Annotated in this window: 21 protein-coding genes and 1 tRNA gene; 15 read left to right on the forward strand and 7 right to left on the reverse strand. The window is 69.1% G+C overall.

Annotated elements, in window-relative coordinates; translation table 11 throughout:
• The first annotated feature begins 5 nt into the window (after positions 1-5).
• The 8 genes from ACFXQA_RS07815 (at position 6) to ACFXQA_RS07850 (ending at position 6881) form a co-directional block, all read left to right on the forward strand.
• A complete protein-coding gene (locus ACFXQA_RS07815) occupies positions 6-851 on the forward strand; it encodes an SGNH/GDSL hydrolase family protein (RefSeq protein WP_394519256.1) in 846 nt (281 codons plus the stop codon).
• A gap of 31 nt (positions 852-882) precedes the next feature.
• Entirely contained in the window at positions 883-1563 is a 681-nt protein-coding gene (locus ACFXQA_RS07820) for an O-methyltransferase (protein WP_394519257.1), read from the forward strand.
• A gap of 117 nt (positions 1564-1680) precedes the next feature.
• A complete protein-coding gene (eno, locus tag ACFXQA_RS07825) occupies positions 1681-2961 on the forward strand; it encodes a phosphopyruvate hydratase (RefSeq protein WP_394519258.1) in 1281 nt (426 codons plus the stop codon).
• A gap of 40 nt (positions 2962-3001) precedes the next feature.
• On the forward strand, positions 3002-3481 hold the full coding sequence (locus ACFXQA_RS07830) for an FtsB family cell division protein (protein ID WP_394519259.1): 480 nt from the start codon (positions 3002-3004) through the stop codon (positions 3479-3481).
• 53 nt (positions 3482-3534) lie between these two features.
• Positions 3535-4053 (forward strand): DUF501 domain-containing protein, encoded by a 519-nt coding sequence (locus ACFXQA_RS07835; RefSeq protein WP_394519260.1) that lies wholly within the window; start codon positions 3535-3537, stop codon positions 4051-4053.
• The gene (locus tag ACFXQA_RS07840) at positions 4050-5342 is read left to right on the forward strand and encodes a S8 family serine peptidase (RefSeq protein ID WP_394519261.1); all 1293 of its coding nucleotides are present in this window, start codon (positions 4050-4052) and stop codon (positions 5340-5342) included. The genes ACFXQA_RS07835 and ACFXQA_RS07840 overlap by 4 nt, the downstream gene beginning before the upstream one ends.
• Positions 5343-5355: 13 nt before the next feature.
• Complete coding sequence (locus tag ACFXQA_RS07845; protein ID WP_394519262.1) at positions 5356-6762, forward strand: NAD(P)/FAD-dependent oxidoreductase; 1407 nt, start codon at positions 5356-5358, stop codon at positions 6760-6762.
• Positions 6763-6808: 46 nt separating this feature from the next.
• A tRNA-Leu gene (locus tag ACFXQA_RS07850) sits at positions 6809-6881 on the forward strand.
• 233 nt (positions 6882-7114) lie between these two features.
• Here the strand turns inward: ACFXQA_RS07850 and ACFXQA_RS07855 are convergent.
• The 4 genes from ACFXQA_RS07855 to ACFXQA_RS07870 all read right to left on the reverse strand — a co-directional run bounded on the left by ACFXQA_RS07855 (position 7115) and on the right by ACFXQA_RS07870 (position 9551).
• Entirely contained in the window at positions 7115-7609 is a 495-nt protein-coding gene (locus ACFXQA_RS07855; RefSeq protein WP_394519263.1) for a hypothetical protein, read from the reverse strand.
• 336 nt (positions 7610-7945) lie between these two features.
• Positions 7946-8242, reverse strand: coding sequence for a DUF6510 family protein (locus tag ACFXQA_RS07860; RefSeq protein ID WP_394519264.1), 297 nt, complete (start codon positions 8240-8242; stop codon positions 7946-7948).
• Between the two features lie 2 nt (positions 8243-8244).
• Positions 8245-8961, reverse strand: coding sequence for a ferredoxin reductase (locus ACFXQA_RS07865; protein ID WP_394519265.1), 717 nt, complete (start codon positions 8959-8961; stop codon positions 8245-8247).
• The gene (locus ACFXQA_RS07870) at positions 8958-9551 is read right to left on the reverse strand and encodes a molybdopterin-dependent oxidoreductase (RefSeq protein ID WP_394519266.1); all 594 of its coding nucleotides are present in this window, start codon (positions 9549-9551) and stop codon (positions 8958-8960) included. The genes ACFXQA_RS07865 and ACFXQA_RS07870 overlap by 4 nt, the downstream gene beginning before the upstream one ends.
• 166 nt (positions 9552-9717) lie before the next feature.
• Here ACFXQA_RS07870 and ACFXQA_RS07875 point away from each other — a divergent pair, with 166 nt between their 5' ends.
• The 4 genes from ACFXQA_RS07875 to ACFXQA_RS07890 all read left to right on the forward strand — a co-directional run bounded on the left by ACFXQA_RS07875 (position 9718) and on the right by ACFXQA_RS07890 (position 14177).
• Complete coding sequence (locus ACFXQA_RS07875; RefSeq protein WP_394519267.1) at positions 9718-10926, forward strand: sensor histidine kinase; 1209 nt, start codon at positions 9718-9720, stop codon at positions 10924-10926.
• A gap of 68 nt (positions 10927-10994) precedes the next feature.
• Positions 10995-12215 (forward strand): alanine racemase, encoded by a 1221-nt coding sequence (locus ACFXQA_RS07880; protein WP_394519268.1) that lies wholly within the window; start codon positions 10995-10997, stop codon positions 12213-12215.
• Entirely contained in the window at positions 12212-13525 is a 1314-nt protein-coding gene (locus ACFXQA_RS07885; protein WP_394519269.1) for a D-arabinono-1,4-lactone oxidase, read from the forward strand. Before ACFXQA_RS07880 ends, ACFXQA_RS07885 begins: the two co-directional genes overlap by 4 nt.
• Positions 13526-13607: 82 nt before the next feature.
• Entirely contained in the window at positions 13608-14177 is a 570-nt protein-coding gene (locus ACFXQA_RS07890) for a LemA family protein (RefSeq protein WP_394519270.1), read from the forward strand.
• A 4-nt stretch (positions 14178-14181) separates the two neighbouring features.
• Here the strand turns inward: ACFXQA_RS07890 and ACFXQA_RS07895 are convergent, their stop codons facing one another.
• Complete coding sequence (locus tag ACFXQA_RS07895; protein WP_394519271.1) at positions 14182-15465, reverse strand: winged helix-turn-helix domain-containing protein; 1284 nt, start codon at positions 15463-15465, stop codon at positions 14182-14184.
• 77 nt (positions 15466-15542) lie between these two features.
• Here ACFXQA_RS07895 and ACFXQA_RS07900 point away from each other — a divergent pair, with 77 nt between their 5' ends.
• Both ACFXQA_RS07900 and ilvA read left to right on the forward strand, forming a co-directional pair.
• Complete coding sequence (locus ACFXQA_RS07900; RefSeq protein WP_394519272.1) at positions 15543-16733, forward strand: AI-2E family transporter; 1191 nt, start codon at positions 15543-15545, stop codon at positions 16731-16733.
• Positions 16730-17956: a threonine ammonia-lyase gene (ilvA, locus tag ACFXQA_RS07905; RefSeq protein WP_394519273.1), complete on the forward strand. Its 1227-nt coding sequence runs from the start codon at positions 16730-16732 to the stop codon at positions 17954-17956. The genes ACFXQA_RS07900 and ilvA overlap by 4 nt, the downstream gene beginning before the upstream one ends.
• A gap of 23 nt (positions 17957-17979) precedes the next feature.
• Here the strand turns inward: ilvA and greA are convergent, their stop codons facing one another.
• A complete protein-coding gene (gene greA, locus ACFXQA_RS07910) occupies positions 17980-18471 on the reverse strand; it encodes a transcription elongation factor GreA (protein ID WP_394519274.1) in 492 nt (163 codons plus the stop codon).
• 98 nt (positions 18472-18569) lie between these two features.
• Positions 18570-18962, reverse strand: coding sequence for a DUF4307 domain-containing protein (locus ACFXQA_RS07915; RefSeq protein ID WP_394519275.1), 393 nt, complete (start codon positions 18960-18962; stop codon positions 18570-18572).
• Positions 18963-19030: 68 nt separating this feature from the next.
• Between ACFXQA_RS07915 and ACFXQA_RS07920 the strand changes: the two genes are divergently transcribed.
• On the forward strand, positions 19031-19312 hold the full coding sequence (locus ACFXQA_RS07920; protein ID WP_394519276.1) for a hypothetical protein: 282 nt from the start codon (positions 19031-19033) through the stop codon (positions 19310-19312).
• The last annotated feature ends 10 nt before the right edge of the window (positions 19313-19322 follow it).

The raw sequence follows: 19322 nt of genomic DNA on the forward strand, positions 1-19322 counted from the left end.
GTCGCATGGGTCGCTCCACTCGTCTGGCCGTCGCCGTGACGTCGTCCGTCGCCGGCGTCGGGGTGACCGCGGTCGCGCTCCGCGAGATGTTGCGCCGCCAGGCGGCGGTCGCGCGCCGGCGGATCGGCAAGCCCCTGGGCGAGCTGGCCCCGAACGCGGATCGTGTGTGGCGGCGGTCGCTGGAGGGCACCCCTGTCGAACTCCTCCTCCTCGGCGACTCGATCGCCGCGGGCCTGGGCGCCGAGCGGCGCAAAGACACCCTGGGCGCGCGCCTCGCGAAGAGCCTCGCCCGGCGCACGCGTCGCCCCGTGCGCCTTCGCACCGCGGCCGTCGTCGGATCGGAATCGTCGGCGCTGTCGCCGCAGCTCGACGGCCTCCCCGCCGACTACACCCCCGACCTCGCGATCATCATCGTGGGGGGCAACGACGTCACCCACCGCATTCCGCTGACCGTTTCGACCGGGCATCTCACCGACGCGATCCAGCGCCTTCGCGACCGTGGTGCGGCCGTCGTCGTCGCGACGTGCCCAGACCTGCGCGCTCTCCGGGCCGTGCCGCAGCCGCTTCGGAGTCTCGCATCGCGGCTGTCCCGGCAGCTGGCGAGCGCGCAGGCGGAGGCGGCGCTCGCGGCCGGCGCGTCGGTGTTCTCGCTGCGACGCACGGTCGGGCCGATGTTCCTCTCCGAGCCCGAAGAGATGTTCAGCCTCGACCGGTTCCACCCCAGTGCGCTCGGCTACCGCCGGACCGCCGACGCGCTGCTCCCGGTCGCCCTGGACGCGCTGGGTCTCGACGTGCACGGCAACCCCGACGCGCACCCGCCGAGCGCCGCGATCACACTGCCCGTTGCTTGACGGCGCACCGCGGCCCCGCGAGGCTGACGGCATGGCCGATCTGACTCCCGAGGCGTACGGCGCGGTCGACGCGTACCTGTCCGAAACCCTCGTCGGACACGACCCTGCGCTGGAGGCGGCGGTCGCCGATCAGGATGCCGCCGGGCTCCCCGCGATCGAGGTGGCGCCCGTCAACGGCAAGCTCCTCCACCTGCTCGCGCGGTTGAGCGGTGCTCGCCGCGTGCTCGAGATCGGCACGCTGGGCGGGTACTCGACGATCTGGCTGGTGCGCGGTCTGCCCGCCGACGGGCGCGTCATCTCGATCGAAGCCGAGCCCGCGAACGCCGCCGTCGCCCGAGCGAACCTCGCCCGGGCGGGAGAGAGCGAGCGGGTCGACGTGCGCGAGGGGCGCGCCGCCGACGTGCTCCCGACCCTCGAGGGAGGCGAGCCGTTCGACCTCGTCTTCATCGACGCCGACAAGCAGTCGAACACCCTCTACCTCGACTGGGCCGCGCGGCTCGGCCGACCGGGAACCGTCGTCGTGCTCGACAACATCGGCCGCGGGGGAGATGTCGCCGACGCCGATTCGACCGATCCCATGGTCATCGGCACCCGTGCCGCGCTCGAGATGCTGGGCACCGACCCGCGCTTCGACGCGACCGCCCTGCAGACCCTCGACCGCAAGGGGTGGGACGGCACCGCCATCGCGCTCGTGACGTCCGCAGCATCCTGATTCCTTCCATCCCACCGCGACGTCGCTCGGTGCGGCGGCGCGCGCATCACTAGACTCGACGAGGACCGACGACGCTCCGCACCACCTCACACCCCGAGATCACACAGGGAGTCCTCCGTGGCACTAATCGAGGCTGTCAACGCGCGCGAGATTCTGGATTCGCGCGGAAACCCGACCGTCGAGGTGGAGGTGTTGCTCGACGACGGCATCGTCCAGCGCGCGGCCGTTCCGTCCGGCGCATCCACCGGCGCCTTCGAGGCGTACGAACTCCGCGACGGCGACAAGAGCCGCTACAGCGGCAAAGGCGTGCTCAAGGCGGTCGCTGCGGTCGTCGACGAGCTCGGCCCCGCGCTCGAGGGCGTCGACGCCAGCGAGCAGCGCATCGTCGACGAGATCCTCATCGAGACCGACGGCACCGAGAACAAGTCGCGCAGCGGCGCCAACGCCATCCTCGGCGTCAGCCTCGCCGTCGCCAAGGCCGCCGCCGACAGCGCCGACCTGCCGCTGTTCCGCTACCTCGGCGGACCCAACGCGCACGTCCTCCCCGTGCCGCTGTTCAACGTCATCAACGGCGGTTCGCACGCCGACAACGGCATCGACTTCCAGGAGTTCTTCCTCGCGCCCATCGGTGCCGAGACGTTCTCCGAGTCGCTGCGCTGGGGCACCGAGGTCTACCACGTGCTCAAGGGCGAGCTGAAGGCCGCGGGCTTCGCCACGGGCCTCGGCGACGAGGGCGGCTTCGCCCCCGATCTGCCGAGCAACCGCGAGGGTCTCGACTTCCTCATGCGCGCGATCGAGAAGGCGGGCTACACCCCCGGCTCCGACATCGCCGTCGGCCTCGACGTCGCCGCGACCGAGTTCTTCTCCGACGGCGTCTACACGGTCGAGGGCAAGGCCTGGTCGGCCGAGACGCTGAACGACTACTACGCCGACCTGGTTGCGAACTACCCCATCGTCACCATCGAAGACGGCCTCGCCGAAGACGACTGGGACGCATGGAAGGTGCAGACCGATCTGCTCGGCTCGAAGGTGCAGCTCGTCGGCGACGACCTGTTCGTGACCAACCCCGAGCGCCTCCAGCGCGGCATCGACCTGGGTGTCGCGAACGCCCTGCTCGTCAAGGTCAACCAGATCGGCACGCTGTCCGAGACGCTCGACGCCGTCTCGGTCGCGACGCAGAACGGCTACCGCTCGATGCTGTCGCACCGTTCGGGTGAGACCGAAGACACCTTCATCGCCGACCTCGCGGTCGCGGTGAACTGCGGCCAGATCAAGACCGGCGCGCCCGCTCGCAGCGAGCGCGTCGCGAAATACAATCAGCTTCTGCGCATCGAAGAAGAGCTGGGCGACGCGGCGGTCTTCGCCGGCCGCTCCGCCTTCCCGCGTTTCAAGGGCTGAGCACGCTCGACGCACCATTGCATGACGAGAGGGGGGAACCATGAACGACCGGGTTCCCCCCTCTCGCACGCCCGACGCGGGCGATCCGCGGGTCGACGTGCGCGCATGGCTCGGCGGCATCCGGTTCTCGGGCTTCATGGTGATCATGCTCGGGCTCGTCGTACTCGCGGTCTTCGTGCTCGTGCCCACGGTCGGCACGTACGTCGACCAGCGTCAACAGATCGCGGCGCTTCAGGATGCTGTGTCGCTGAGCGAGTCGGAGGTCGCCGACCTCGAAGCGCAACGCGACCGCTGGACCGACCCCGCCTACATCACCACGCAGGCGCGGGAACGGCTGTATTACGTGAAACCCGGCGAGGTCGTGTACCTCGTCGACAACGACCTCCCCGCTTCGGCGCTTCCCCAAGATGAAGCGCCCGTCAGTGAAGACGTCGAGCAGACGCGCACCGATTGGATGTCGCAGCTCGTCCGCTCCGTCACGACCGCCGGCCTGGCTCAGACCGCGCTGCCCGCCCCCTGACGGGCGTCGTCGGCCTCCGCGCGACAGCGGGGCCGCACGGTACCCTGAGAGGGATGAGTACGCCGCCCTACCCGCCGGTCACCGACGCTGAGCTCGACGTTCTCCGCGAGCAGCTCGGTCGTCCCGCGCGCGGCGTCGTGGGCGTCGCGGCGCGATGCGTCTGCGGAAACCCCACGGTCGTCGCCACGCTTCCGCGCCTAGGCGACGGTTCGCCTTTCCCGACGTTCTACTACCTCACCCACCCTGCGGCCACCGCGGCGATGTCGGTGCTCGAGGCCGACCACGTCATGCGCGAGTTCACCGACGTCCTCGTCGAAGACGACGACGTCCGTGCCGAGTACCTTCGGGCGCACGAGGCCTACCTGAGCGACCGCGCTCAGTACGGAGAACCCGAGGAGATCGCGGGCATCTCGGCCGGCGGCATGCCGACGCGTGTGAAGTGCCTGCACGCTCTGGCGGGGCACGCGCTGGCCGCAGGCGCCGGGGTCAACCCCATCGGCGACCGCGCGCTCGCACTCTCGACCTGGTCGCCCGATCGGTGCGTGTGCGTGACCCCGGGGAACGCGGCGTGAGGCGGCTGACCGCGGCCGCCGTCGCCATGACTCTTGCCGGCACCCTGGTGGGCGCGGCCTCGCCGCCCCCGCCGGTCGCCGACGAGCCGACCGATCAGGTGCGCGCGGCCGAATATTGGCTCGATCAGTACGGGGTGCGCGAGGCGTGGAACACCACGCGCGGCGCCGGAACCCGCATCGCGATCATCGACACCGGGATCGGCAACGGTCCGGTCGAATTCTCCGGAGCAGTCGCCGGGGGCACCGACGTCTCGGGCGTCGGATCGCCCGACGGACGCACCCCCGTCGGGGGTGTGGACAAGTCCCACGGCAGCTGGGTGGCCTCGCTCGCCGCCGCGCGCGGAACGGGCGATGGTCGAGGAATGATCGGCGTGGCCCCCGAAGCGGAGCTGCTGTCGATCTCGGTCGGCTTCGGTGCGACGACGACGGTGCCGTTCACCCAGCAGATCGCCGAAGCGATGCGGTGGGCCGTCGACAACGGCGCCGATGTGATCAACCTCTCGCTCACGACGAACACACTCGATTGGGACGTCAGCTGGGACGACGCGTTCCTCTACGCCTTCGAGAACGACGTCGTCGTCATCGTCGCCGCCGGCAACCGGGGGAGCGGCACCAACCGTGTGGGGGCTCCGGCCACCATCCCGGGCGTGCTGACCGTCGGCGGCGTGGATCCCGCCGGTGTCGCGAGCCAAGAAGCATCCACCCAGGGCATCACGATCGGCGTCGCCGCGCCCAGTGAGCGCCTCCTGGGGGTCTCACCCGACGGGCAGCTCGTCAGCTGGAACGGGACGAGCGGGGCCGCACCCCTCGTCGCGGGGATCGCCGCCCTCGTGCGCTCCGCCCACCCCGAGATGAACGCCGACAACGTCATCAACCGACTCATCAAGACGGCGAGCCCGGTGCCCGGCATCGGCGAGACGCCCGACCCGCTGTACGGGTACGGGCTTGTCAACGCCTCCGCTGCGGTCACGGCTCAGGTCTCCACTGTCACCGAGAGCCCGCTCGGACTGACCCTGGCCGAGTGGATCCGCCTCTATCGACGCGCCGACGCCGGCCCCGCGCCCGAGCCCACCGCGGCACCGGTCGAAGTGCCGCCGCTCCCCGAGCGCGAGGAACAGACGCGCGCGGCGCCACCGTTGCTTCCCACGGCTGAGACGGTCCGGTACGGCACGGTGCCGCTCATGGCCGGTACCGTCGCGGCTATAATGATTGCGCTCGGCCTCACTGCTGCTGCCCGGCGCATCAGATCGGCGCGCGCATCTCGCGAGCCGAGCCGGAAACCCATCTAGGAGCTCTTCCACCGTGACCAACACCGTTCCCAGGATCCTCATCGTCGGTGGCGGATACGCGGGGTTCTACACCGCGTGGCACCTCGAGAAGCAGACCCGTCGCGGCGAAGCCGACGTCACGATCGTCGACCCGCTTCCGTACATGACCTACCAGCCCTTCCTTCCCGAGGTCGCGGCCGGCGCCATCGAGCCGCGCCACGCCGTCGTCGCGTTGCGCCGGCATCTCAAGCGCACCACGGTCGTCACCGCGAAGATCACCAAGATCGACCACGCCAACAAGGTCGCCACGATCACCCCCGCCGACGGCGAGCCGTGGCAGCACGAGTACGACCAGATCGTCGTCACCGCGGGTGCGGTCTCGCGAACCTTCCCGATCCCGGGAGTCGCCGACAACGCGATCGGCCTCAAGACCATCGAAGAGGCCGTCGCGGTGCGCGACCGGTTGATGTCGAACTTCGACCGCGCGTCGGTGCTCCCCGCCGGACCCGAGCGCGAGCGTCTGCTCACGGTCGTCGTCGTCGGTGGCGGATTCGCCGGTATCGAGGTCTTCGCCGAGCTGCGCTCGATGGCGTCGGCGCTGCTGAAGAACTACCCGCAGCTCTCGTTCGACGAGACCCACTTCCACCTGATCGAGGCCATGGGCCGCATCATGCCCGAGGTATCGCTCAAGACGAGCGAGTGGGTGCTGAAAGACCTCGCCAAGCGCGGGGCGCTGGTGCACCTCGACACCCAGCTGAAGAGCGCCGTCGACGGCATCGTGCAGCTCTCGACCGGAGAGTCGATCCCGACCGACCTCATCGTCTGGACCGCCGGCGTCATGGCCAACCCCACGGTCGTCCGCGGCGGAGACCTCCCCGTCGAAGAGCGCGGGCGCATCCGCACCCGGCCCGACCTGCGCGTCGGCACCGACGAAGACATCGTCGAGGGCGCATGGGCTGCCGGTGACGTCTCTGCCGTGCCCGACCTCTCGGGCGGTGGCGTGGGTGGGTTCTGCGTTCCCAACGCCCAGCACGCGGTCCGCCAGGGAAAGCTGCTGGCGAAGAACCTCGCCGCGGTCATCCGCGGTGAGGTCCCCAAGAACTACGTCCACAAGAACCTGGGTGCCGTCGCCGGTCTCGGTCTGTACAACGGCGTGTTCCAGTCGGGCAACATCGCCCTCAAGGGAGTCGTCGCCTGGTTCGCCCACCGCGGTTACCACGGTCTGGCCATGCCGTCATGGGAGCGCAAGGTTCGCGTGGTCATGGGGTGGGTCAACAACTTCTTCCTCGGGCGCGACATCGTCAGCCTCGAGGCCGTGCAGACGCCCCGCGCCGTGTTCGAGGAGTTCGCCGCACGTCCGAAGCCTCCGCAGGCGGCGCCGACCGATGACGCCAAGCCGATCGAGAAGAAGGCCGAGCCCGAGAAGGTCGCTGCCGGCTGAGCCGTCGTCAGAGCCCGGGCGGCCCGCTACGGTGGGTTCGGGTTCGGCCCTCGTAGCCCAATGGCAGAGGCAGGCGACTTAAAATCGCTTCAGTGTGGGTTCGAGTCCCACCGGGGGCACTCCCGAACCAGCCTCTGACCAGGTATCAGTTGAACCGAGAAGCCCCCTCCGACATGGGGTCGGAGGGGGCTTCTCGCTGTTTACTCGCTGTTTTCGTCGAACTCCGACAGTGCTGAAGTCGCATCGGGGCCGATGGCGAGCGGCTCCGCGTAGTGCTTCCGCGTCACCTGGGCGATCCTGTGGCAGCCAGCTCGTCGAGCGCCAACTCGGCCTGCTATTCCTTCGCGCCCCCCTAGGGAACGAAGGCGAGCACGACTGCGGCGGCGTTCGCGATAACGAACGTCCCGAGCGCGAACTGCCAGAGCACGTATGACGGGAGCCGGCGCCACCACGTTGATGCGGGTGCCTCATCGCCGCGACGGGGGGCGAAGCGGCGGCTGCTGATAGCGGGAATTCCGAGCCGGACTTCGAGCTGCGCCAGCAGTGTCCTATCGATCGCGGCGAGCTGTCGGTGCTTCGCCATGAGTTGCATCGAGACGGCTGCGATGACGATCCCCAGCGAGGCGGCGATCAGCTGGCCCCACACGGTCACCTCAGGGTTCAGCGCGATAGTGAGCAGGAAGGCTTGCGCGGCGAGAGCGAGAGCCGGCGTCTGCCACAGCATCGCATCTTGCTCGAGCTCGCGGAGCGCGAGCATCTCGTACGCGAAGACGTCAGCGGCGTGCTGGTCGCTCCAAGCGGTTGGTGTGGCGGCGGGCGGGCGGCGCAGTCTGCGGAGAAGGCTCACCCGGGAACAATATCCAGGAGGACGGTCGGACGGGCGGCGGGTTGTGCCTGCTGTTCTGCAGGCCCGCCGGTACCGTCCGACGGTCACCCAGCGTTCGGCGCTGCTGATCCCTCCGGAGTCGGAGCGCCCAAGACCCACCCATCTCATCGTTCACCAAGCGCGAGAGGAGCTTATGAGCGCGGAATTCGGAAGGAAGTCCGCCCATGACGTTTTGTACGTTTTGCCGGTCGCTCCAGGGATCGGATGAGCGTCGCGGAACCACTGATAGCTGACCCCGGCGCCCGTTACCCACGGCGATGTCTCGACGGTGAGGGTCGATCCGGGCACTCCGCTGCGTCACTCGGTGGTGCGCGGAAAGCCCATCTCGAATCGGCCGATGCGGAGCGTGAGGCCGTCGGGGCGCCGGAGCAACGTCAGCATGGTGTGCGTGCACGCACGGCAGCGGACGATCGCGCCCACGTCGTCGAGCTCGACGAGCGCCTCTGCCAGCACGCTGTGTCGGTCGCACGACCCGCAGGTCAGCTCGATGAGCGTCGCGTCGGAATGCTGCAGATCGGAGAAGAGCCCGGCGACGGCATTGCCGTCGACGACCACGCTCTCCACGTTGTCGCCGGGTGTGACTGCTCTGACCATGGTCAACCTCCGAATCGCTCGGTGCGCACGCGCGCGGGGTCGTGGCCGAGCGCGACCAGCGCCGTGGCCACCGTTTCGACGAAGCCGGTCGGGCCGCAGACGAAGACCGCGGGCTTTTCGGTCGGCGACCACGCAGCATCCTGCAGCAGTTCACGGCTCACCCTCCCGACGGGGCCGCTCCACCCCTCGGGAGCCTCGCGGGTGTACGCCCAGCTGACGTCGATGTCCGGGCCGAGAGAGGCGATCTCATCGCGGTACATCGCGTCAGCGGGCCGACGCACCGAGTAGAGCAGGCGGAACGGCGCCGACGATCCCGATCGCGCGCGGGCCCGAGCCATGGCGATGAGCGGCACGATGCCCGAGCCACCGGCGATGAGCTGCACCGGGGTGGGATCGTCGTCGTGCCACACGAAGTAGGCCCCGAGGGGTCCCTTCACTTCGAGGGCATCGCCGGGCCGCGCGTCGAGCACGAGGTAGGGCGACACTTCGCCGTCGGGAACCTCATCGACCCCGAGCTCGACGTGTTCACCCGGTCCGAACGACGCGATCGAGTACGAACGCACGGCCTGATAGCCGTCTTCGGCGGTCAGGCGCAGGTCGAGGTGCTGCCCGGGCAGGTTTCCCGTCCATCCCGGTACCGCCAGTCGCAGAACGCGAGCGGTGGGGGTCGACGGTTCGACAGCGGCGAGGGTCGCGGGCAGCCAGCCGCCCACGGTCACCAATACCGCTCCTCGGTCCAGGGGTCACCGTGGAGGTTGTACCCGTTCTGCTCCCAGAAGCCCGGTTCGTCGCGTTTCTGCATCACCAGGCCGTTCACCCACTTGGCGCTCTTCCAGAAGTACAGGTGCGGCACGAGGAGTCGGGCGGGTCCGCCGTGCTCGGGAGCCAACGGTTCGCCGCCGAACTCGAAGGCAACCCAGGCCTTGCCGCCGAGAAGGTCGGCCATCGCGATGTTCGTCGTGTAGCCGCCGTAGGAGTGCGCCATCGCGTAGGCGTAGTCGGTGTCGACATCGGCGAAGAGCGTGTCGAGCGACACCCCCCGCCACGACGTGCCGAACTTCGACCACCGCGTCACGCAGTGGATGTCGGTGTCGATACTCTCGATGGGCAGCGAGTGGAGCTGCTCCCACGACCACGTCGTCGACGTGTTCTTCTCCGTCCGGATGCTGAAGCTCCAGTCCGCGGTGTCGATGCGGGGCGTGGGACCCGCCGAGAGAACGGGAAAATCCTCGGTGAGGTACTGGCCCGGGGGGAGGTTCGGATCGGATTCGCGCCTGCGGGCGCCGAAGCCTCTCGAGAATACGGCCATGGGGTCCTCCTGGTCCGACGACGGTGCGCACTCGCGCCCCGCACCAGCGTACGGCGGCGGGTCGTCGATCGGGGAGGCACTCGGGCAGGTTCCGACCGTTGTCGTGCGGGGGTCCGGTAGTCTATCCGCACGTATCCGAGTTGCTTTGGGGGCAACGATGGCCGTCATGAACCCGACCGCAGGCAATCAGATCTTCGTTCTCACCGAGACCGTCGACCGCTTGTCCAGCGCGGCGAGCCTCGCGCAGGTGACCGAGATCGTCGCCGCCGCGGTGCGTGCGCTCACCGGCGCCGACGGTGCCTCGTTCGTTCTCCGCGAAGACGATCAGTGTTTCTACGCCGATGAGAACGCGATCACCCCGCTCTGGAAGGGCAATCGCTTCCCGCTCACCGCGTGCGTGAGCGGATGGGCGATGCTGCACCAGGAGACGGTGGTCATCGCCGACATCTACTCCGATCCTCGCGTGCCCCACGATGCCTATCGGCCGACGTTCGTCACCAGCCTCTGCATGGCCCCCATCCGCTCTTCCGACCCGATCGGCGCCCTCGGGGCGTACTGGGCCGACACGCACGTTCCCGACCCCGAGGTGGTGCGCCAGCTCGAGGTGCTCGCCAACAGCACCGCGGTGGCTCTTGAGAACCTCGAGCTTCGCGGAGCGATCGCCCGGCGCAGCGCGGAACGCGATCAGCAGGCCGCCCGTGCCGATGAGCTCGACGCCGCCATGCACTCACTGGTGCACGACCTCCGAGGTCCGCTCGGCGCCATGATGGGTTTCTCCGAACTGGTCGCCGACGGCACCGCGACAGACGTCTCGAGCGCCGCAGCTTATGCGCACTCGGCGCTGGGAGCCGGGCAGCGCATGTCAGCGCAGATCGACCGGATGCTGTCGATCTACCGGGTGACCTCCGAACCCCTGCGGCTCGAGACCCTCGATCTCAGCGAGGTGGGCGAGGGGATCGCGTCGGACCTTCTCGTGCAGAACCGAGGGCGCGACATCGCGATCGACATCGAACCGGGTCTCCGCGTGTCGGCCGACCCCGCGCTCGTGCACCTCCTGCTCAGCAACCTGTTCGACAACGCGGTGAAGTACACGTCGAAGAACGACGCCGCCGTGATCCGGCTCAGCGCGATCGGCGCGGGCGGGCCGTTCCAGACTTTCGAGATGAGCGACAACGGCGACGGATTCGAGACCACCGACCCCGACAGCCTGTTCCGTCCGCTGACCCGACTGCACTCCGTCGACGAGTTTCCCGGCACCGGGCTCGGCTTGGCGTCCGTAGCGCGGATCGTCGCGCTCCACGGCGGCGTCGTGTCGGCTGCCGGGCGGAAGGGCGAGGGCGCGCGGTTCACGTTCTCGCTACCCGTCGCGTCCTGACAGACGAGCCGAGACAGCTTCAGCGCCGGGTCCTAGGCTGGGGCGATGCGCAGAGGGAGGCACCCGCGGTGCCGATCGATCTGATCTCTCGCGCGGGAGCGCACCCTCCGGGCCGTGAGCTGTGGCCCGAGCTCACCCGTGCCGTGTCGGCGGTGAGCGGACCGGTGGCGACGATCCACCTCCCTGCGCTCCGCTACAACGCCGCCGACCTGCTGGTGCGCTCGGCCGGTGTGCCGATCCGGGTGGCCAGCAAGTCGGTGCGGGTGCGGTCGGTGCTCGACGCGGTGTTAGCTCTCCCGGGGTACCGGGGCATCCTCGCGTTCACCCTTCCTGAAGCACTGTGGCTCGCGGCAGACCACGACGACATCGTCGTCGGATACCCCACGGTCGACCGCGACGCCCTCGCGGAGTTGGTCACCGACGACCGGGCAACCGCCCGGGTGACCCTGATGATCGACGATCCGGCTCAGCTCGACCTCGTCGACGCGATAGCGCCCCCGAAGGGACGGGCCCGGGTCCGGGTCGCGATCGACGCGGACGCATCGTGGCGGTCGGTCGTTCTCGGTCACGTCGGCGTTCGGCGATCGCCGGTGCACGACCCCGCGGAGGTCGTCGCTCTCGCCCGCCGCGTCGCCGAGCGACCGGGCTTCGCCCTGGTCGGACTGATGATGTACGAAGCGCAGATCGCCGGGCAGGGTGACGCGACCGGGCTGAGCGACCCCGTCATCCGATGGATGCAGCGGCGTTCCGTCGCGGAATTGACCGACCGCCGCGCCGCCATCGTCGACGGCGTACGCGCGGTGGCGCCGCTCGAGTTCGTGAACGGCGGCGGCACCGGCTCGCTCGAGCGCACCGCCGCCGACGCGGTCGTCACCGAGCTCACCGCCGGCAGCGGACTGCTCGCCGGACATCTCTTCGACGGATACCGCTCGTTCCATCCGGCTCCGGCCGCCGCGTTCTCGCTCGAAGTCGTCCGCAAGCCCCAGCCCGACATCGCCACGGTGCTCGGCGGCGGCTGGATCGCCTCGGGGCCGCCCGTCGCGTCGCGGCAGCCGCTGGCGGTCTGGCCCGAGAAGCTGAGCTTGCTCGCCCGAGAGGGTGCGGGGGAGGTGCAGACGCCGCTGCGCGGAATCGCCGCGCGTGGCCTCCGTGTCGGCGATCGGGTCTGGTTCCGTCACGCCAAGAGCGGGGAGCTCGCCGAGCGTGTCGACCGGTATCTCCTCGTCGAGGACGGCCGGATCGTCGACGAAAGTCCCACCTACCGCGGCGAGGGGAAGGCCTTTCTGTGACCCGCCCGGGCGGCACGTGGCGCAACTGGGGTCGGTCGCAGAAAGTGCGCCCTCGTCGCATCGAGTTCCCCGCAGACGAGGGTGCGGTGCGACGCGCGGTGGCGGCAGCATCCGCTCGCTCCCTCACGGTCAAGGCCGTCGGCGCGGGCCACAGCTTCTCGGGCATCGCGGTCGCGGCCGGGATCATGCTCGACCTGCGAGATCTGCGTGGTCTCGTCGAGGTCGACAGGGAACGGCAGCGCGTCCGTCTGCGTGCGGGTACTCGCCTGTACGAGATCCCCGGGCTGCTGGCCCCGTTCGGGCTGGCGATGCCGAACCTCGGAGACATCGATCGGCAGACGATCGCGGGCGCGATCTCGACCGGCACTCACGGCACCGGGCTGCGCTTCGGGGGGCTCTCGACCCAGGTGGTCGGGGCCACGATCGTGACCGGCGCCGGCGACCTGCTTCGGATCGACGACGAGCACGAGAGCGGATTGCGCCCCGCGGTCGCGCTGGGTCTGGGGGCTCTGGGGATTCTCGTCGACGTCACCCTGCAGTGCGTGCCGGCGTTCGTGCTCGCCGCGACCGAGAGTCTGGAGCCGCTGGGCGATGTCACCGGCGCCTTCTCCGAGCGCGTCGCAGACGTCGACCACTTCGAGTTCTATTGGTTTCCGCACACCGACGGAGCCGTCACGAAGACCAACGCCCGGCTCGACGGCGGTAGCCCCCTGCGTCCTCTCCCGCTCGTCCGGCGATGGGTCGACGACACGCTGCTGGCCAACGGTGTGTACCGAGCGACGTGCGCCGTCGGCACGGTGGCGCCGGGAACGGTGCCCCCGGTGGCGCGTATCGCGAGCGCGTTGATGGGGAACCGCGAATACGTCGACCGGTCGCATCGCGTGTTCACGCAGGCGCGCACCGTGCGCTTCCGCGAGATGGAGTACGCCGTGGCGCTCGATGACCTGCCGCGAGCGTTCGCCGCCGTGCGCGCCGTGATCGAGGAGCGGGGGTGGCGCATCTCGTTCCCGATCGAGGTGCGCGTCGCCGCGGCCGACGACCTCTGGCTCTCGACGGCGGCGGGGCGGCAGACCGGCTACATTGCCGTGCACCGCTACTGGAGGGAAGATCCGACCGAATACTTCGACGCGGTCGAAGAGATCATGCGCGAATACGACGGGCGTCCGCACTGGGGCAAAGAGCATTCCCTCGGTAGCGACGAGCTGCGGCGCCTGTATCCGCGGTTCGAGGATTTCGCGGCCGTACGCGAGCGTTTGGACCCCGATCGGCTCTTCGCGAATCCCTACCTCGCGCACGTGCTCGGTGAGTAACGGCTGAGAGGCGTATCGCGGGGTCTTCGCGGCCGCCGCCCGCGGCTAGGATGAGGAAAATCGTCGAACGGAGAACCCGGCAATGTGGGAATGGCTGATCCCCGTCTTGATCGTCGTCGCCATCGTGGTGATCGGCGGCATTTACCTCTGGGCGACCTATAACTCGCTGGTGCAGTTGAACGTCCGCGTCGATGAGGCGTGGAGCGATATCACTGTGCAGCTGAAGCGACGCGCCGATCTTCTCCCCAACCTCATCGAGGCGGTGAAGGGGTACGCCGCTCACGAGAAGGCGGTGTTCGAGAACGTGACGCGTGCGCGAGCCGAAACGCTCTCTGCGGGCGGGCCCGCCGAAGCCGGAGTGGCCGAGGGTCACATGCAGCAGGCGCTGAAGTCGATCTTCGCCGTAGCCGAGGCTTACCCCCAGCTGCAGGCGAGTCAGAACTTCTTGCACCTTCAGCAGTCGATCGTCGACACCGAAGACAAGATCCAGGCCTCGCGCCGGTTCTACAACGGCGGCGTGCGCGAACTCAACACCAAGGTCAAGGTCTTCCCCAACAACCTCTTCGCCCGCCGTCTCGGTTTCTCCGAGCGCGAGTTCTTCGAGGTCGTCGACGGCGCCGCCATCTCCGAGCCGCCCCGCGTGCAGTTCTGAGCCGCTAGCTCATCAGTGCGTCGGGCTCCGGCTCGGCTGCGCCGGGTTCTGCGGTCGTGAGGCGGTCGTGGCGGGTCGCGCCCGGCATCGTCCGGGCGAGATCGTCTGTCGCGTCACCCCATCGCGAGAGCGAGATGTGCTCGAGGCCCTGCCACGACGCGGCGAGGCGTAGTTCGGCGGACACCCGCTCGGCCGCATCGTCAGGCCGTCGGCGCTCCCACCACGCGGACTGCACGAGCAGCGTCTGCGTCGCGCGATCCGCTTTGAGATCGACGCGGGCGACCACGTCGTCACCGACCAGGACGGGCAGCGAGTAGTAGCCGAAACGACGCTGCGGCGACGGCGTGTAGATCTCGATGCGGTACTCGAAGTCGAATAAGCGCTCTGCGCGATCGCGGAACCAGACGACGGGGTCGAAGGGCGTCAGGATCGCCGCGCCGCCGATGCGACGGGGGAGAACCGCGTCTCGGTGAAGCCAGGCTTTCGCCGGGCGGCCGCCGATCTGCCACCCCTCGACCGCCACCGGCTGCACCTCACCCGACGCCGTGAGGTCGTCGAGAGCCGCCAGCACCGCGCGGCGGTCGCGGATGCGCCAGTAATCGGCGAGGTCGGATGCTGTGGCCACCCCGTATGCACGCGCTGCCCGACGAATGAGCTCGCGGATGGCGTCGGGTCGGTCGACCGGGGCCGCCAGAACGGCGGCCGGGATCACCTGCTCTGCGAGGGCGTAGCGACGCTCGAACCCGCGTCGCCCCGCGATCGCCACCTCGCCGAGCAACCAGAGGTACTCCAGAGCGAGCTTTACGTCGTTCCACCCCCACCAGGGGCCCCGCTGCCCCTGTGCGGCGTCGTGTTCGATCTGCGCGGGGCGGAGGGGGCCGCGAGATGCCAGTTCAGCGCGCACCCAGTCGACGATCTCGGCATGGGTGCTCACCCACCCATCCGGTCGCGCGTACTTCTCGCGATGGTCATCCATGCGGAAGCGGAACAGCGCCCAGTCGTCGGCGGGAATGAACGCGGCGACGTGAGCCCAGAACTCGACGTAGGGAGGTTTGCGGGCGAACAGGAGTCGATCGAGGAGGGCGGTGTCGTAGGCGCCGAGGCGAGAGAACAGCGGCATGTAGTGCGACCGGGCGAAGACGTTGACCGAGTCGATCTGCAGCGTCGCCATGCGGGCGAGAGCACCGTTGAGCTGACGCGTGCCGACGGCCTCGGGTCTGGGGCGGGCGAACCCTTGCGCGGCGAGGGCGATCCGCCGGGCTTCGGCGCGGCTGAGTGTGTCTCTCACGGCGTCAGCCTAACGACGGCCACCGACAGCGCCGCGGCCATGCGCTTCGCGGAATGCGCCGAGCCTAGACTGAGTGGATGAGCGATCCCGCCCCCGAATCACGCGGTTCGTTCTTCGACGCGCTACGTCGTCGCACGGTCTCGATCGACACCCCCGAGGTCGTTCCGAACGGGCTGCGCATCGCGACCGCGTACGCGTGGCGGTTCCTCGTACTCGCCGCCGCGATCGGTGTCGTGATCTGGCTCGTGATCCAGCTGAAGCTCCTGGTCATCCCGCTCCTCATCGCCATCCTCATCGCCGCCCTCACCTGGCCCGCCTTCAGCGCGATGCTGCGCCACCGTTGGCCGCGGTGGCTCGCCATCGTGATCACCGTGCTCGGTACGATCGCGATCGTCGGCGGTCTGATGTGGCTCGCCGTCTGGCAGATCACGCGGGAGTGGGGATCGGTACGCGATCGCACCGTCGCGTCGGCCGGGCAGTTCCGCCAGTTCCTGATCGACGGACCGTTGCACCTGACCGGTACGCAGATCGACGACGGGCTGTCGCAGGGTCTCGAGTTCGCTCAGCAGCAGGCCGAGGTGTTGCTGTCGGGTGCGCTGGCGGTGGGCAGCACGGTCGGGCACGTCGCGACCGGCCTGTTGCTCACGCTCTTCATCCTCCTCTGCATCCTCGCCGACGGCGGCGGCATCTGGCGCTGGACCACCCGCCTGTTCCCGAAAGCCGCACGACCGGCGGTCGACGGTGCCGGGCGCGCAGGCTGGCGCACCGTCGTGACCTATGCGCGCACCCAACTTCTCGTCGCGACGATCGACGCGGTCGGAATCGGCGTCGGGGCGTTCTTCCTCGGTGTTCCGCTGGCCATCCCCATCGCCGTGCTCGTCTTCCTGGGGGCGTTCGTGCCCTTCGTCGGTGCCGTGGTGACCGGCGCGGTGGCCGTCTTCATCGCCCTTGTCTACAACGGTCCGTGGATCGCACTGTGGATGCTGATCGTCGTCCTCGCCGTGCAGCAGATCGAGAGCCACATCCTGCAGCCCATCCTCATGGGCTCCGCCGTCAAGGTGCACCCGCTCGCCGTCGTCCTCGTGGTTGCGGGCGGTGCCATGGTGGGCGGCATACCGGGTGCGCTGTTCGCGGTGCCGCTCGCGGCGTTCGTGAACGTCGTCGCGGTGTATCTCTCGTCGCACGCGTGGAAGTCGACGGGGGAGTCATCGCCCCCGGCGAACCTGATCTGGAGCACCGTGCCGCGCAAAGAGAGAAAAAAGGCATGACCGACCCGACACTGGCCGAGTTCGAAGACGCGGCCGAATCGCTGCGCGGCATCATCACGCGCACATTCCTCGACCAATCCCAGCACCTGAGCGATCTGTTGCACGTACCGGTGCACCTGAAGCTCGAGAACCTGCAGCGCACGGGGTCGTTCAAGATCCGCGGGGCCACCTACCGGTTGTCACGGCTCACCGATGAGGAGCGGTCGCGGGGCGTCGTCGCGGCCTCCGCGGGGAACCACGCGCAGGGCGTGTCGCTGGCGGCTCAGCAGCTCGGCATCCCCGCCACGATCTTCATGCCACTCGGAGTCCCGTTGCCGAAGCTCCTGGCCACCCGAGGCTACGGTGCCGAGGTGATCCTGCAGGGCGACACGGTCGAGACCCCGTTGCAGCTCGCGGCCGAGTTCGCCGAGAAGACCGGTGCCGTGCTGATCCACCCCTTCGATCACCGCGACATCGTCGTGGGTCAGGGAACGCTCGGCCTCGAGCTGATGGACGACCTCCCCGATCTCGACACCGTCATCGTCGGCATCGGCGGAGGGGGTCTCGCGGCGGGCGTCGCCGCCGCGGTCAAGGCGCGCGCCGCCGCCGAGGGTCGCACGGTGCGCGTGATCGGGGTGCAGGCCGAGAACTCGGCCGCTTACCCCGCCTCTCTCGCCGCCGGGCGCCCCCTCCAGGTCGAGACCTGGCCGACGATCGCCGACGGAATCGCGGTCGCGCGGCCCGGCAACCTTCCCTTCGAGCTGATCAGCAAGCACCTCGACGACGTCGTGACCGTCACCGAAGACGACATCGCACGAGCCCTCCTCGTGCTGCTCGAGCGCGCCAAACAGGTCGTCGAACCCGCGGGCGCGGTCGGGGTGGCGGCGATCCTCGCCGGCAAGGTCACTGCGGCCGGCCCCACCGTGTCGATCCTGTCCGGCGGCAACATCGACCCGCTGCTGCTGCAACGCGTCGTCGCGCACGGCCTCGCAGCATCCGGTCGCTACATGACCCTGCGTATTCCGCTGCCCGACCGCCCGGGCCAGCTGGCGCGGGTGTCAGAGCTGCTCGCCCAGGTGGGGGCCAACGTCGTAGAGGTGATGCACACCCGTCACGGTCAGGGCATGCAGATCAGCGACGTCGTGCTGCAGCTGAGCGTCGAAACGCGCGGCGAAGACCACCGTGGTCTCGTCATCAGCACGCTCGAAGAGGCCGGGTTCGTCGCGACCGTCACGCGCGACTGAAGCCCCTTCGTCGCGGCGGCGGCCTACTCGCCCGAGTAGGTCTCGACCTTGACGACCTCGACGGGGATCTCGCGACCGTTGGGCGCCGTGTAAGAGACGTTCGCTCCCTCGCGCTGGCCGAGGATCGCGGCTCCGAGAGGAGACGCTTCGCTGTAGACGTCGAGCTCGGAGTCGACGGCGATCTCACGGTTGCCCAAGAGGAACCGCTCTTCGCCACCCGCGACGACCGCGGTGACGATCGTTCCGGGCTCGACGACGCCGTGGCTCTCAGGCGCTTCGCCGACCGTGGCGTTCTTCAGCAGGAACTGCAGGGTGCGAATGCGTGCCTCCTGCTTTCCCTGCTCGTCCTTGGCGGCGTGGTAGCCGCCGTTCTCTTTCAAGTCGCCCTCTTCGCGCGCCGACTCGATGCGCTTCGCGATCTCTTCACGGCCCGTCGTCGAGAGGCGGTCGAGCTCACCGACGAGGCGGTCGTAGGCGTCTTGCGTGAGGAACGTCACCGGGGCGTCGTTGGACACGTCGGTCTCCTTCAATGGTGGGCGGGCGGCGAAAAGACGCCGACAAGTCGAAACGCCCCGGCATCGGCCAGGGCGTAGATCGAACGTTTCGACTGAGTTTACGTGACCCAGCAGCTGTTCACCAAACCTGTCGTGGCCAGGCCGACCGTAGGAATCCGCTCGGTGAACGCCCGCGCGTGCGCATCGACGGCGGGGTACTCGACGACGCGCCAGCCCACGATGCCGTGTTCTTCGTCCTGCGCCTCCAGGGCGCAGGCGACGGTGCTGCCCGGGGGGGAGGTGATCTGGAACGACACCGAAGTGGTGTGCTCGTCGGGAACGTCGAAGGCGGTGAGGTCGACACCGACTTCGACGGCGGAACGCGCCACCACGCCCCATCCGACCCAGCCGATGAGCCCGAGAGCGAGCGCGCCGACGATCGTCCAGCCGATCACGCGGCGCCGCGTGGAGTGCCGTCGGCCATAGCGCTCATCGAGCATCTGCTGGGTCATCGGTACCTCGGGTCGGATCTAGGCTGAGACTCCAGGCTAAGCGCTTCCGCGCAGAACGAGGATGTGTGATGTACGCCGCGATCTTTCTCGCCGTAGCGACCCCCGAGCCGTCGGCTCCGCCGCCCGAGCTCGTGACCCCGGGTCCGTGGGGCTTCGCGGCGATCGCTTTCGTGGCCGTCGCGGTCTTCGTGCTCGTCTGGGACATGCTGCGTCGCATCCGCCGGGGAAACTACCGCCAAGCGGTGAACGAAGAACTGGATGCTGCCGAGGCTCAGGCGAAGGCCTCCGAGAACGCGTCCGACATCGACGATCAAGACATCGACCCGGGCGACGACCCCGCGCGGCGCTGACACCGCCGTC

It is taken from the genome of Microbacterium shimangi (genome assembly GCF_043556445.1).
Classification (GTDB): Bacteria; Actinomycetota; Actinomycetes; order Actinomycetales; family Microbacteriaceae; genus Microbacterium.